Below are 14,376 nucleotides of genomic sequence, written 5' to 3'. Positions count from 1 at the left end.
TATATGTCGGCCTTGCTGGATCATTCAAACGGATTTGCCCGCATGATTTCTATTCCGGTTCATAAGCTAGTACAGATTCATCGCCATGTGTACTTATCTCACCTGATTGAAGGAGGATCATATGAAGTACATCCCCCCCTCGCTCTATTATCGTTTCTACAGCTATGGCAAGGACTGCAGGATTGCTTCAAACGGGGTAATGTCATTGCCGGAACAGACAGCCTTCGGCACCGGCGTAATGGTTAGGGAGGGCTACCGGTTGGATATCACTGTACCTTCTGCCGGAGAGAGTTCTCTCAGAATCGTTATCGGAGACCGCTGTGATTGCAACCGCTTCTTGACCATTCACGCTGTGAACAGGGTGGAACTGAAGCCAGGTGTAATCACAGGACCCCATGTGTTTATAAGCGATGCCAGACAAATATGGGAAAAGGAGGACAATAACCTTTCTAAGTTAGTAATCGGTGAAGGCTCATGGATCGGTGCACATTCATCTATCTTAGGCAATGTGAAAATTGGCAAAGGGTGTGTAGTCGGAGCGGGGAGCGTTGTTATGCGGGATATACCGGATTATTGCGTAGTCGCAGGTAATCCGGCTGAATTCCGCCGGATTTACGAGCCTTCGAGCGGAGAATGGGTCCGGGTGAACAGCGAAACAGAAGCCCGGGAACTGCTGGAGAATAGGAGAGAGGAACCTCTATTGTCCATATGCTTGGCGGTACGCAATCAAGCTGGCGGGCTGCGGCGCTGCCTGGAGTCCATCTATGCACAAACCGATGATGCCGGATTAATCGAGGTCTGCGTCCTGGACGATGCCTCGGAAGATGATACAGAGGATGTAGCGCGCCACTATGGAATTCAGCACCGCAGCTTTCACTATCATCATAAACCGGTATCTTCAGGGAAAGACCTCTTTAAGGTGGCGGATATGGCACGCGGGAAATTTGTAATGCTGCACGATCCGGAAATCCCCTTCCTTCAAGGCTCTCTCACTCCGTTTCTGAATGTGCTGCACACTCATTCTGAGTGTGCTATCGTGCTGATTCAGCCCGCGGCTATCCACCGCTCTCCGCAGACAGAGGAGCTGGAAGGATTATCTGAGTTTGTCAGACATTCTGCAATAGGCGACCCTCCGTCTCTCCCCTTTGTTCTAAACAGAGAAGGGTGGGAGTCGACTGCCAATTTGGTGCAAGCCGGTAACTATATTAATCCAATGGTATTCCGGCAATATGAACTCCTGCAGTCCAATCCGCATTTCTGCCTCTGCCGTTCCAAATTGACTGATCCGCCAATCTATTTGCACCAGCTATTGTAATTGCCTTTGATAAATTTGATTGATGTTTGGGCATTACCTGAATATACATAGACTATGCCCATACAGATGGCAAAACCGAAAGCCTCAGGTCCACTAAATCCGGCAAATAACAACGATGTCAGACCTTGAGGGTTAAAGGAGAGAGCGTGAGCGACATGGATGACCGTAAAGTATGTTTTATTATTTGTGTAAATAACGAGGAGCTGGCTAAGCGCAGTGAGCAGAATCTGAGGCAATTAATCATTCCGGACGGATATAAGGTAGATATTCAATTGGTGAGAGGAGCCCTAAGTATAACGGCTGGTTATGATGAAGCTATGCGCCAGTCAGATGCCAAATATAAGGTGTATCTGCATCAGGATGTCCATATCCTTAATCCGCAGTTTATTTCGGATATCATCCGTCTGTTCTCCAATCATCCGTCACTGGGTATGCTTGGAGCAGCAGGCGCCAAAGTCCTGCCGTCGTCGGGAACCTGGTGGGAAGCAGGGCACAAGTATGGCAGAGTGATTGACAGCCACACTGGAATGCTCAAGCCGCTGGATTTCCTGCAGCCGGAAGGAGAATATGAGAGTGTGGAATCCATCGACGGAATACTGATGGTCACCCAGTATGACCTTCCCTGGCGCAAGGACTTGTTCACCGGCTGGCATTTCTATGATGCCTCGCACAGTCAGGAATTCATTGCCCACGGCTATGAGATTGGCGTTCCCAAGCAGCATCTGGCCTGGTGTCTGCACGATTGCGGAGTTGCGGATCGAAATATCGGTTATGCCGATGCCCAGCGCATCTTCCTGGAGTATTACGGATATGGAGAAATCCACGGCCAACACCGGTTCCACCGTATCGGCAAGGGATGCAATATCCACCCTACCTGTGATCTGTTTGGTATGGGAGGGGTCGCTCTAGGCAATGGCGTTAAGCTTCAAGCAGATTGCTGGATCATGCTTCCCTACAATAATGTTGTCAGTGAACCGCGCATTCAGATTGGTGCGGGAAGTGACATCGGCCGGCGGTGTAGTCTATCGGCAGTCAATCGTATCATTATCGGCTCCCATGTTGCCATTTCTCCTAATGTGAATATAGCGGATCACAGCCTGGCTTACGAGAACATCCATCTGCCCATCATTAAGCAGGGAGTAGATTCCTTTAGCCACACTGTGACAATCGGCTCCGGAAGCTGGATCGGTGCTAACAGCGTTATTTCCGGGCAAGTGTCAATTGGTAAGGGATGTGTCATTTGTGCTGGCTCGGTCGTTGTATCCGGTACAGTAATTCCCGACTATTGTGTAGCAGCCGGCGCGCCTGCCAAAGTAATCAAGCAGTATGATCCCATTTCCCGGCAGTGGCTGAAGACGGATGTCTCATCCAGTGAACCAAAGATCCCGTCAGAACCAGAAGAGATTGTACCAGTTGAAAGCAACAGCCCGCCTTTGCTGCTCAGCATTTGTATTCCTACTTATAACCGCGAAGCAGAGTTGGATTTATGCTTGAACAGTATCTACAGCCAGAACACTAGAATGCAAGATTTCGAAGTAATCGTTTCCGACAATGCCTCTACAGACCGAACCAGAGACATTGTCCTTAAGTACCAGTCACGCTTTACTAATTTGCGCTACTACCGCAACGAATTCAATGAAGGTGCAGACTCCAACTTTCTGAAATGTGCTGGATATGCCCGCGGTGAATACATTAAGCTTCAAGGTGACGATGACTATTGGCTGCAGGGTTCCCTGGAAGAGATATTCCGCCTAATAGAACAAAACAAGAACTGCAGCCTGTTCTTCATTGATATTCTTAGCAACACCGGACAGGTTGACCATTCTGCCGGGGTAAGCAATTATGTGCAGCATGTATCGATTTACAGCACATTTGTTTCGGGAATCATCATGCGTAAGCGGGAATTTGCGCAGCTTCCCACGCCGGAGCTTTTCGTAGGCTCCAATCTCAATCAAGTCTACCTGACGTTCTCTATTCTTGGAATTACACCGGATTATTGCGTGTATCGCCGCAAGCTATTAACAAGCAGCGGCAAGATTGAAGGAGGATTCAGCTTCGCCCAGACATTCATTCAATCATATTTGAATATTCTAAATTATTTCCTGGACAAAGGATTGAGTGAAGAGGCTTTGGCAGCTGAGAAGAAACATATTGCCTACTCTTTCCTGCTCTGGTGGTACAATTATATATTGGAGAATAACCTCCAGCAATTGCAGCCCAAAGATTTTGAAGAAGTCTTAATTGAGGCCTACCACAACGAATCATACTTTACCGATCTCCTTACACATATAAAAACCATTCAGGCCAGGCACCACTTAATCTGACAAATTGAACACTGGGCGGGTCTGAGAAGGGCTCGCTTAGTTTATTGAAAGGTGGAACTAAGATGGACTTCATCAGCGAGGATTTTCAAAATCTTTTTTACCGCTACGGACCCGGCAGTCTGATCATGCAAAAAACCGATATCAACTGTCCAGAGAAAGTCGCTATCGGCAGGAATGTACTTATACTTGAGAATAGCTGGTTCACGGTCGTTCACCCCGGCCAAGGGGAGCCGCCCGCCATTTCGATCGGGGACGGCTGCAACTGCAGCCGCAACTTGATCATTACCTCCGCGAACAGTGTCATTCTGGAGGAGAATGTCGTCGTTGGTCCGGATGTATATATTGCCGACACGGACCACCAATACCGCCAGGTCGGCATACCGATCCGCGACCAGTGGATCACCTCCACCAGCCAGCAGGTGCGGATTGGCGCCGGCAGTGAGCTTGGCGCCCATTGTGTCATTGTGGGCGAAGTGACGATTGGTAAGGGCTGCAGGGTCACACCTAACAGCGTAGTAACACGCGATTTACCCGACTTTTGTATCGCGGCAGGTAACCCTGCCAAAGTGGTGGACACCTTCGACCCCGTAGCAGGACTATGGCAGGTGTCCGGTGAGGGCAGCTGTTGATCGTAGAATAAGAAGTACATTATAGGGAGTACTTCAGGTTGGACGAGATTCTGATCCCTTGATAGTCAACGGGCGGCTGTCTATTCATAGATTGCGTACTTCTTGGCTGCTGCCGTTCCACCGTCTGCTTCGGCTGCTTCTCCGCCGTCTTCTTAGACTGCTGCCGCTCTGCTGCTTTCTTCGGCTGCTGCCACTCCAATGCCTTCTTCGGCTGCTGCGGCTCCACTGCCCTCTTCGGCTGCTGCGGCTGAAGAGAAGGCTTCAGCTGTTGCCGCTGCTGCCGCTTGCGTTCGCTGGCTGCGCCTACTCCTATTGTCTGCCCACGCTTCTTGTGGGACGTCCGTTTGCGCGTGGCCTGCGCAGATCGACGCTGGATGAACCGGACGGACTTACCCGTATTATAAAGATACTTGCCCCCGGATACATAGGCATCCGCAGGACGAATAGTCTGCTTGATAACGGTGGAAGCCTGCTCCCTATGCTCCGGTTCTTGTCTCTCAATCTCCTGTCCTGTGGACTGAGCCCGTTCAAGCAGCCGTTCTGTCTCGCGCATGAACAGCGCCAACTCATCATCCGCCTTGACTGAGAGCCGCAGACAAGCCTGCTTCAGCTGCTCCATCTGTCCCATGGTTTTATGAATCGCCTGCACCAATAGCTCATCCTCCGATTTCCGGGCTTCAGCCTTCATACCTATTCACCTCACGCCCCAGCCGTCTGCTGGTTTCCAGTGTCCGGCAGATCATGGCCTGATGCTGGGCCAGGGCCGTGATGATTCTTGCCACCGCCTCTTGCAGGGCCTCAAGCCCCCCCATATCTAATTCTTCATCCCAGCCGTACCCATCGTCATACATATATTCCAGCTTGCGGATTTCAACCGCAATCAGAGCCGAGACCGCTTCTTCCTCCAGCGCCGCAGCCAGAATAATCGCTTTGATCAACCGTTCCCGCTGTAGCATTGCTTCATCCCCCCTGTTGCCTGCTTTGATTTAGCTACTGTTATATATATGTGCTTTTGAGTTGTCCCTATCACCATTCGTCCAAGGTATATCGGATTTGGCGGATTTCAAAGAATAACAGGAATAGGACAATCTTAGTCTGAGGTATACATATCTATAACTGGATAACAAAGCGCAAGGCAACCTTTCAAGTTCTGGAGGAGATCTGCATGTCAATGCCTCACATTCCCAATATCACCCCCGATATCTCGCTTACACGAGAGGAAAGCATCTCTCTCCTGCTGACCTCAATCGCTATTAATGAGATGTCCTTGTCTCACATCATCAATGCCGAAGCTGAAGCGATGCAGGCCTTCGTGCAATCCAATCCCGGAAATATGAATTTTAACAACATTATTAAATTAAATAACACAACCGCCAGATTGTTAGAAGAGATAACCAAGGGCCAGTGGCTGAGTCTAAGCAAGATGGACCGGATTCTGCGACTGCTGGGCGATTCTGTCAGTCTCTCTGAGAAATTGATAGATGAGCTTACGGAAACTGAGACAGATGTGGAGGAGGATGAAGAATAACGGGCTCCCGTTGTTCTTCGGCGTTACACCCTTGAAACTGGCAGCTGTAGAATGGACAAGCCCCGGGCACATCAACAGTCTTATCCACCGTTCAACCGGCTTGGTTCTACTGCACCTTCCATTGCTTCAGATGATCGGCAAGCCGGATCAGCTCATTGGCCAGTGCCGACAGAGAGGTCACGAGATGCTGCTGCCGGTCCGTCTCCGCAGCCGCGGCTACAGGAATGCTGTTCTGCTGTGGCTCTGAAGCAGGGGCGTCCAGCTCTCCTTTACTGTACATCGGGAATCCTTCTTCTATCAGCAGACGTACAATGGTGCTTAAATGGTAGCGTTCCATGCGCAGCTCACTGATCCGTTTTAACAGTTTCAGAGTTTCATAGGGATAGAGCATCTGGTCGCCCTGGCGTATTCCTTGCACGAAATAAGAGAAATAATCTAGCCATCGCTTCACAGTAGTCGGTGGCAGCTTCGATAAATTAATTAATTCCAGTTGTGTATAATGGCGTACCATAACATCTCTCCTCAATATTAAGTGGACTTATTTACTTTAATGGTATTCATGTGACCTGAAATAAATGTGTAAAAATACCTATTTGTTATTTGGAATCAAAAAAAGAACGGATAACTGCCTACCTGAGCAGTTGTCCGTTCTTTGATTTGGCAATGGAAATATTAGCACTTATGAAGAAATTGGAATTAAATTCACATATGATTCGCCTAGGAGCTCCTGGAAATATTTACGGTTACTCAGCATACTTGAGTGCGACGGATAGTAGGAAAGTGCGACTTCGTTGTGGTAATTTGCTTTGACATGCCGGCCTAAGCGGTCATAACATACACATAATTGCAGATGGGGAACCCAAGTAGTGGAAGTCATATCCTGTAGGCCCATGGTTTCCCTCTTGGGAAGGGTAGTAGCCAGCTCAAACCAGTAAATGGCGTGATCATAACGGCCTTGATCCATCAGATCATACCCAAGGCGGCAGCAGAACTCTGAACGGGGAATATCGTAACTCAAGGTTCGATAAAGCGCCTGCAGCTTTCCTTGTTTGTCCCCGAGGCGGTCATGGCATTCAGCCATCTTCAGGCAGGCTTGATAGTTGTCCTCAATCCATCCTTGACCAGTCTGTAGAAACTTTTCGTAATAATCCAGCGCTTCTTCATTGAAGGCATGATCCCGAAGCTCATTGGCGAAGTAATATAAATCCCGCGGTGAAAATTCCTCTCCTCTGGCCTCGCGTCCACGGTAAATGCGCAGGTTGCGGTCCGTATAAGATTTGTCTTTCTTATGTGTAATGCATACGTCGCTCTCCAAAGTAGGGCCACCTGCTGCCAAATACTCATGTACCGGGCCTATCCATTGAAAATTGCATTCCCGCCGGACCAGCCGGTTCCTACGGAGGCTTGAGGTGACCCTCCCCTCGCTGTCTACCGCCAGATTGTAGGGCATGTTTACTGAATGGTATGCTGTGGACATCGTCGCTTTCAGCTTCTTGAATTTCTCACGGTCAATCTCTTCAATGGTATCGTCTGCATCCAGCCAAAGAATATATTCCTTTGTGGCTTTGCTGAAGGCTTCGTTACGGGCCGCTGCGAAGTCGTCAATCCATTCAAAATCATAAATCAGCGCACCGTACTCTGCAGCAATTTCCTTAGTCCGGTCCGTGGAGCCTGTATCGACAATGACGATTTCATCGACAATATCTTTGACACAATCCAGGCAACGGCCCAGGCCGTTCTCTTCATTGCGTACGATCATACATAGACTGATGGTAATCATTAGTATCCTCCTATAGGTTAACTGTCATATATTCCCGAATCTGCTGCTCACTGATCCGCCGCATGTCCTGTTCTGCATCCAGTGCCCGCTGCCAGTCAACGGTCTTTTGCAGCGCTTGTTCTACCGTCCATCGCGAGCGCCAGTCCAGCAGACGGCGGGCCTTGGTGCTGTCAAGCTGCAGCTCCCCGGCCTCGTGCAGCACCGGGGAATTGACGATATCCACACAGGCTCCTTCTCCCCAGAGCTCTGCCAGCCGGGTGGCAACCTTCTGCACACTGTGGACACTCTGCTCCCCGGGTCCAAAGTTCCAGGCAGCAGCATACTCTGCTCCTCCCTGCACCAGCTTCTCTGCCAGCAGCAGGTAGCCGCCAAGCGGCTCTAATACATGCTGCCAAGGCCGCGTCGCCCCCGGGCTGCGCAGCAGCGGCCTCTTACCTGCTGCGAATGCCCGCAGGCAGTCCGGTACCAGCCGGTCCAGGGAATCATCGCCGCCTCCGATGACATTCCCCGCTCTCGCGGTAGCGATAGCTACGCCATGCTCGGCATAGCGCGCCGGATGGAAATAGCTGTTGCGGTAAGCCTGCGTCACCAGCTCGGAACATGCCTTGCTGGAAGAGTAAGGATCATAGCCGCCCAATGGATCGGTCTCGCGGTAGCCCCAGATCCATTCACGGTTGTCATAGCATTTATCTGTTGTAACGTTGACGACGGCCTTCACTGAAATGCCGGAATCAACGGCGCTCGCGACCGCCTCCAGCAGGTTCACCGTTCCCATCACATTCACCTCGAAGGTGTCGGCAGGGAACTGGTAAGAGGTACGGACCAGCGGCTGGGCAGCCAGATGGAACACCACCTCCGGGGCCGCTTCACGCAGCGCCGCATCCAGGCGTTGCCGGTTCCGCACATCCCCCCAGACCGTATGAACTTCCGGCGCAGCTCCGATCAGCGGGAAGAGCTTATGCTCATCCCGGTCCCAGGCATAGCCGCTCACACTTGCGCCCAGCATTGTCAGCCACCGGGTGAGCCAGCTTCCCTTGAAGCCGGTATGCCCGGTCACGAAGACACGGCGGCCCTTCCAGAATTCTGCAGGTATCATTGCGTTCTCATCCATGGGAGGCTTCCCTCCCGCCATAACTGCTCCAGGTTCCGCTTGTCGCGGAGTGTGTCCATCGGCTGCCAGAAGCCGTGGTGCTTGTAAGCTCTTAGCTCATCCCTTGCGGCCAGCTCCCGGAGCGGCTCCTGCTCCCAGACGGTGCTGTCACCTTCGATCATAGTGAATACTTCGGGCTGGAGTACGAAGAACCCGCCGTTCACCCAGCCTTCATCCCCTTTGGGCTTCTCTACGAAGCCGGTAACCTTGGTGTCCTCTACAATTTCCAGCGCACCGAAACGGCCTACCGGCTGTACAGCGGTAACCGTCGCTAATTTTCCGTGAGAGCGGTGGAAGTCCAACAACTCAGGTATATTGACATCTGCAATACCGTCGCCATAAGTCAGCATGAATGGTTCATTGCCGGTGTATTTGTGGACTTGCCGGATTCTTCCTCCAGTCATTGCCTCCCTGCCCGTGTCCGCGAGCGTTACCTTCCAATTCCGCTGCTGCCGGTTATGGCGGGTGATCTGATTGCCGTTGCCGAAATCGAACGAAACATCCGAGCTCTGCAGGTAGAAATCGGCAAAATATTTCTTGATGACATGCCCCAAATACCCCAAACAAATGACAAAATCATCGAAGCCATACGAGGCATAATGCTCCATAATATGCACAAGCAGCGGCTTATCGCCGATCTCAATCATCGGCTTGGGCTTCACATCGGTCTCTTCACTGATCCGGGTCCCGTATCCCCCGGCCAGTATGACTACCTTCATGCTTTTCCCCCCTTGCCTTCAAGCAGACCTAGAAGCACTTCTGCCGTGTAGTCCAGCATCTCCGGTGTAACTCCCGGATAGATTCCTGTCCAGAAGGTATCGTTCATAATCCTGTCCGTCTGGGTCAGCGGTCCGGCTACACGGTAAGACGCGCCGGAATAAGCCGGCTGCTTCAGCAGATTCCCGGCGAACAGCAGCCGGGTGCCGATGCGGGCCTCTTCCAGCTTGCGGACGATCTCATTGCGCGTTAAGGGCGACTCTTCCCGCACTGTCAGCGGGAAGCCAAACCAGCTCGGCTCGCTGCGCGGCGTGGCTTCCGGGAGAATAAGCCATTCCTCCGCAGGCTTCAGCAGCTCCTTCAGATACTCGAAGTTGCGTTTGCGGACTGCATGGAAGCCACCCAGCTTCTCCAGTTGGGCTACGCCGATGGCTGCCTGCATATCGGTAGCCTTCAGATTGTAGCCGATGTGGCTATACGTATATTTGTGGTCGTATCCGGCAGGCAGTTCACCTTTGGTCCAGTCATACCGCTTGCCGCAGGTATTGTCGGCCCCCGGCTGGCACCAGCAGTCCCTGCCCCAGTCGCGGAAAGATTCGACGATTTTCTTAAGACGGGCGCCGGAAGTAAGCACTGCGCCACCCTCGCCCATCGTCATATGGTGGGCCGGGAAGAAGCTGACGGTTGCCAAATCCCCAAAGGAACCGGCCGGCTGTCCTTCATACAGCGATCCTACCGCATCGCAGGTATCCTCGATAAGCCACAGACTATGACGGTCTGCAAATGACTTGACACTGGCGAGGTCAAACGGATTGCCCAGTGTGTGCGCCAGCATTACTGCTCTGGTACGGGAACTGAGCGCCGCATCAAGCTGTGAAGTATCTATATTGTAAGTAGGCAGCTCTACATCAACGAACACGGGAATCAGCCCATGCTGAATCAGAGGGTTCACTGTAGTGGGGAATCCGGCGGCTACTGTAATGACCTCATCCCCCGGCCGCAGGCGGCGTTCGCCAAGCTGCGGCGAAGTCAGTGCCGCAACGGCAAGCAGGTTCGCACTGGAGCCGGAATTGACCAGCAGCGTATGCTTTTTCCCCATGATCTGGGAGAAGCGGCGCTCGAACTCAGCGGTATACCTGCCTGCGGTTAAATGAAAATCCAGGGAAGCGTCAACTAGATTGATTAACTCCTCCCCGTCGAATACCTTACCGCTGACCGGTACGTAGTCCCGGCCTGCCACGAATGACCGTCCAGGCCAACGGCTGCCGTAGAACTGGCCCGTCAATTCCAGTATTTGCTCACGCAAGGTTGAAGCTTCAGTAGGCAATGCCTCTCCTCCTTTACGATGGTGACTTGTTTAGTTTTATGGATTTAATGGACTCGGTACATCATCTATATGCAATGGGAACGAGAAATACGATTGAAAAATAATGGAATAAAACTTCCATTTTTGTTCAGTTCTTGTCTATGAGGGTTCTCTATAATGGGCTTGACTTGAAATGAACCGTTATGGAGGGATGCACATATGGGAAGACTGAGAGCCGTCAACGAAAGAAAATGCACGAAAGAGGACTGCAATAGAAGACATTATGCGAAAGGGTTATGCAAGCAGCATTATTGGCCCGCCTGGAAAGCAGGACAAAAGAACGAGACCGAATCACAGCCCCAGCGCCAGAATCTTTCGTGAATTTTTCGCACAGTCCTCTGATAATTGTTCAATAATTTATTTAATTTTTATGCAGGTGCTTCCTTTAGGTTGTCGAACTCTTTAATTTATGATGAATAAAAATTCCAGATATTACTTAAAACATCTGACCTTAGTGGTCATATATATCTCCCTGTTGTTAGGCATGCAAAGGGTATGGCAGCAGATTTTTGCCCTGCCGGAGCAGCCCGGTGCGGCTGCAGGCGTGCTTGATCTGCGCGGCTGGACCTTCAAGGATACCCATTCAGTTGTTCTTGACGGGACTTGGTCTTTCTATCCGAACCGTCTGGTCAGCGAAAGCGATATCCGCTCAGGCGCCGCCGGAGCCGCTGTCCCTGTTGAAGTGCCAGGCAACTGGAAGAATTCCCTGTCCGGCTCCTCTCTGGGCTATGGCACATTTGCCCTCCGCATTCTGGTAGATCAGCCGCTGGATGAACCCTATAGCTTCTGGGTCCAGCAGATCCAGGCCTCTTCCCGGATTGAGGTCAACGGCCGTGTCCTGCGGACCATGGGGCAGCCGGCTGCTGACAGGGAGCTGTACCAGCCCAAGGCGGTTCCCTATACCGTTCACTACTTCTTGCCTGAAGGAACACAGGAGATGCTTGTTCTGGTTCAAGCCGCCAATTTCGATCATGAGGCGAAAGGCGGAATCTCCTATTCCATCCGTCTCGGCGCGCAATCCTCTATTATCAAAGAGCGGTGGTATTCCTCTGCTTTTCAATTGACCACCATTGTTATTCTCCTCCTCCATGCGCTGTACGTCTTCATCCTGTATCTGCTGTCCCAGAAGAACTGGCCCCTGCTGCTGTTTGCCCTTATGCTGGTCACAATCGCCGTCTCTGTTGGCACAGATAATGATCTTCTGTTATATATTGTGCTGCCGCTTGGCTATAGCTGGGGGATCAAGCTCAAGATGCTGTCTTATCTATGGATGGTCTATTTCATGCTGCTGCTGACTTACAGGTTCTATGGAACCCCGGCGTCCGGCCGCGTATTTAAGCTGTATAGCTTCCTTCTTGCGCTGTACACGCTTGCCCTGTCTGTATTGCCTATACATGTCGCCTTAACCCATGCCATCCTATTCTTCAATCTGCTGTATATGATTCCGCCCTGCTGGATGTTCGTTGTCTTCGCAAGGATGGTCTATCAGCGCAAAAAAGATGTCGCCTTCCTGACCTTCACCGCCTGCTGCCTGATCTCGGGCGTGGTCTGGGGAGCTACCGTGAATAATTATCACAAGAATCTTCCCTTCTATCCGGTCGATATTCTGGCTGCGATCATTGGATTCTCTTCCTATGCCCTGAAGCAATATATCCGGCGCTCCAATGAGAACAGGCTGCTCTACGAACAGCTCTTGCAGGCAGACAGGCAAAAGGATCAGTTCCTGATGAATACCTCACATGAGCTGCGGACTCCGCTGCACGGCATGATGAGCATTGCCCAGTCGGAATATGACCAGAAGCGGATAGCCTCTCCGGAAGAAGACGCCGGAGACCTGGAGCTGATGGTGCGGATCGGGCGGCAGATGTCACAGCTGCTGGATGATCTGCTGGATCTCACTCTGCTGCGCGAGAACCGGATGGTCCTTCATCCTGCTCCGCTGTCCGTCCATACCATCGCCGCAGGAGCTGCGGATATGCTCCGTTACTTAACGGACGGCAAGAACCTGACGATTCATGTAAGCGTATCCGCTTTGCTGCCTCGCGTCTGGGCTGATGAGAAGCGGCTGATTCAGATCCTCTTTAATTTGGTACATAATGCAGTGAAATGGACAGAGCACGGCAGCATCCTTGTGACTGCCGAAGAAGCGGACGGGCAGCTGCTGGTCAGCGTGGCCGACACGGGTGTGGGGATGGAGGAAGAAGCTCTCGCCCGCATCTTCCTCCCTTATGAACAGGCTGGCGGACAGAACCGCGGCGGTCTGGGTCTGGGTCTTAGCATTACCAGGCAGCTGGTGGAGCTGCACGGGGGGAGCCTGAGCGTGGAGTCCAGGCTTGGGGAAGGCTCAGTCTTCCGCTTCACCCTGCCGCTGGCACACGAAGCCTTCTGCATAGATGAGCGGCTCGGCAGGGCAGAAGCAGTGGACCCAGTGGAAGCCCTGGGTACTGCATCCACCGACTGGAGTATCCGTTTGCGTAATAAGGACGAAGAGCCGTTCCTGGCGGGGGTACCACCGTCCCCCTCCGGCCTCTATGCGGATGAAGACGTACTGAAGATCTTGGCCGTAGACGATGACCCCGTTAATCTGCGGGTGCTCTCGACCATTTTGCATGAAGATATCTATCAGTTGACCTCTGTGTTAAGCGGGGAGGAAGCCCTGATCCGGCTGGAGGAGGAAGCCTGGGATCTGCTCATTACCGATGTGATGATGCCCGGGATGTCCGGCTATGAGCTGACCCGCCGGGTAAGGGAACGGTATCCTGCGTCGGAGCTGCCTGTGCTGCTGCTGACGGCGCGCGCTATGCGCGAGGAGATCTACTACGGATTTCAGCAGGGGGCGAATGATTATGTGACCAAGCCGGTAGACAGCCTGGAACTCAAATACCGGGTGACCGGACTGGCGCGGCTGAAGCAGACGATCGACCATAGCCTGCGGCTGGAGATCGCTTATCTTCAGGCGCAGATCCGCCCCCACTTCCTGTTCAACGCCCTGAACTCTATCGCCACACTCAGCACCATTGATATCTGCCAGATGCAGCAGCTGATCGAGGCCTTCTCCGCCTATCTGCGCTCAAGCTTCGATCTGATGAATACCGGCTCATTGGTTCATTTGAGGCAGGAGCTGTCATTAGTAGAAGCCTATTTATATATCGAGCAGGTGCGTTTCGGCGAACGGCTGGAGGTCAAGTGGGAGCGGAATGATACCGGACTGCTGCGGGTTCCTCCCCTGATCCTGCAGCCGCTGGTCGAGAATGCCGTCCGTCACGGGCTGCTCAGTCTTATAGAGGGCGGCCTGCTGACTATCCGTATTGAAGAGGAGGAGGAGCAGGTCCGGCTTACGGTGCAGGACAATGGCAAAGGCATGGAGCAGGCGCAGATTGACCGCCTGCTGATGAAGCACAAAGACAAGAGCTCCGGTATCGAGATCTGGAATACGAACCGGAGGCTGATTGAACGCTATGGGCAAGGCTTGTCCATTCAGAGCCGCCCCGGCTTTGGAACCACCGTCTCCTTCATGATTCCGCTCCGGCGTGCGGAGTGAACCCTTCCTCCAGCCGCTATAACCTG

Annotated in this window: 12 protein-coding genes; 5 read left to right on the top strand and 7 right to left on the bottom strand. The window is 52.2% G+C overall.

Annotated features, from left to right (window positions below; translation table 11 throughout):
- The first annotated feature begins 121 nt into the window (after positions 1–121).
- From MKX63_RS13995 to MKX63_RS13985, 3 genes are all read left to right on the top strand, one after another.
- On the top strand, positions 122–1,315 hold the full coding sequence (locus tag MKX63_RS13995; RefSeq protein WP_341017769.1) for a glycosyltransferase: 1,194 nt from the start codon (positions 122–124) through the stop codon (positions 1,313–1,315).
- A gap of 155 nt (positions 1,316–1,470) precedes the next feature.
- A complete protein-coding gene (locus MKX63_RS13990) occupies positions 1,471–3,639 on the top strand; it encodes a glycosyltransferase (protein WP_341017768.1) in 2,169 nt (722 codons plus the stop codon).
- Positions 3,640–3,701: 62 nt separating this feature from the next.
- Positions 3,702–4,268, top strand: coding sequence for an acyltransferase (locus tag MKX63_RS13985; RefSeq protein ID WP_341017767.1), 567 nt, complete (start codon positions 3,702–3,704; stop codon positions 4,266–4,268).
- 19 nt (positions 4,269–4,287) lie between these two features.
- On the opposite strand, the gene MKX63_RS13980 is transcribed toward MKX63_RS13985, so the two are convergent.
- Complete coding sequence (locus tag MKX63_RS13980; protein WP_341017766.1) at positions 4,288–4,956, bottom strand: hypothetical protein; 669 nt, start codon at positions 4,954–4,956, stop codon at positions 4,288–4,290.
- The gene (locus MKX63_RS13975; protein WP_341017764.1) at positions 4,946–5,224 is read right to left on the bottom strand and encodes a hypothetical protein; all 279 of its coding nucleotides are present in this window, start codon (positions 5,222–5,224) and stop codon (positions 4,946–4,948) included. Before MKX63_RS13975 ends, MKX63_RS13980 begins: the two co-directional genes overlap by 11 nt.
- 209 nt (positions 5,225–5,433) lie before the next feature.
- On the opposite strand from MKX63_RS13975, the gene MKX63_RS13970 reads away from it, so the two are divergent.
- Positions 5,434–5,796 carry a hypothetical protein gene (locus MKX63_RS13970; RefSeq protein ID WP_341017763.1) on the top strand — a complete coding sequence of 121 codons (363 nt, stop codon included), beginning with the start codon at positions 5,434–5,436 and terminating at the stop codon, positions 5,794–5,796.
- Positions 5,797–5,902: 106 nt separating this feature from the next.
- On the opposite strand, the gene MKX63_RS13965 is transcribed toward MKX63_RS13970, so the two are convergent.
- The 5 genes from MKX63_RS13965 to rfbH form a co-directional block, all read right to left on the bottom strand.
- Positions 5,903–6,307, bottom strand: a complete 405-nt coding sequence (locus MKX63_RS13965; RefSeq protein WP_341017762.1) for a MerR family transcriptional regulator — start codon at positions 6,305–6,307, stop codon at positions 5,903–5,905.
- Between the two features lie 168 nt (positions 6,308–6,475).
- Positions 6,476–7,576 carry a glycosyltransferase family 2 protein gene (locus tag MKX63_RS13960; protein WP_341017761.1) on the bottom strand — a complete coding sequence of 367 codons (1,101 nt, stop codon included), beginning with the start codon at positions 7,574–7,576 and terminating at the stop codon, positions 6,476–6,478.
- Between the two features lie 10 nt (positions 7,577–7,586).
- A complete protein-coding gene (rfbG, locus tag MKX63_RS13955) occupies positions 7,587–8,687 on the bottom strand; it encodes a CDP-glucose 4,6-dehydratase (RefSeq protein WP_341017760.1) in 1,101 nt (366 codons plus the stop codon).
- Positions 8,669–9,445, bottom strand: a complete 777-nt coding sequence (gene rfbF / locus MKX63_RS13950; protein ID WP_341017759.1) for a glucose-1-phosphate cytidylyltransferase — start codon at positions 9,443–9,445, stop codon at positions 8,669–8,671. Before rfbF ends, rfbG begins: the two co-directional genes overlap by 19 nt.
- Positions 9,442–10,770: a lipopolysaccharide biosynthesis protein RfbH gene (rfbH, locus tag MKX63_RS13945; RefSeq protein WP_341017758.1), complete on the bottom strand. Its 1,329-nt coding sequence runs from the start codon at positions 10,768–10,770 to the stop codon at positions 9,442–9,444. The genes rfbF and rfbH overlap by 4 nt, the downstream gene beginning before the upstream one ends.
- 523 nt (positions 10,771–11,293) lie before the next feature.
- Here rfbH and MKX63_RS13940 point away from each other — a divergent pair.
- A complete protein-coding gene (locus tag MKX63_RS13940; RefSeq protein WP_341017757.1) occupies positions 11,294–14,350 on the top strand; it encodes a hybrid sensor histidine kinase/response regulator in 3,057 nt (1,018 codons plus the stop codon).
- Positions 14,351–14,376 lie beyond the last annotated feature (26 nt).

The organism is Paenibacillus sp. FSL R7-0179 (assembly GCF_038002265.1).
GTDB lineage: Bacteria > Bacillota > Bacilli > Paenibacillales > Paenibacillaceae > Paenibacillus_AQ.
This window is presented reverse-complemented; position numbering and strand designations above follow the sequence as displayed.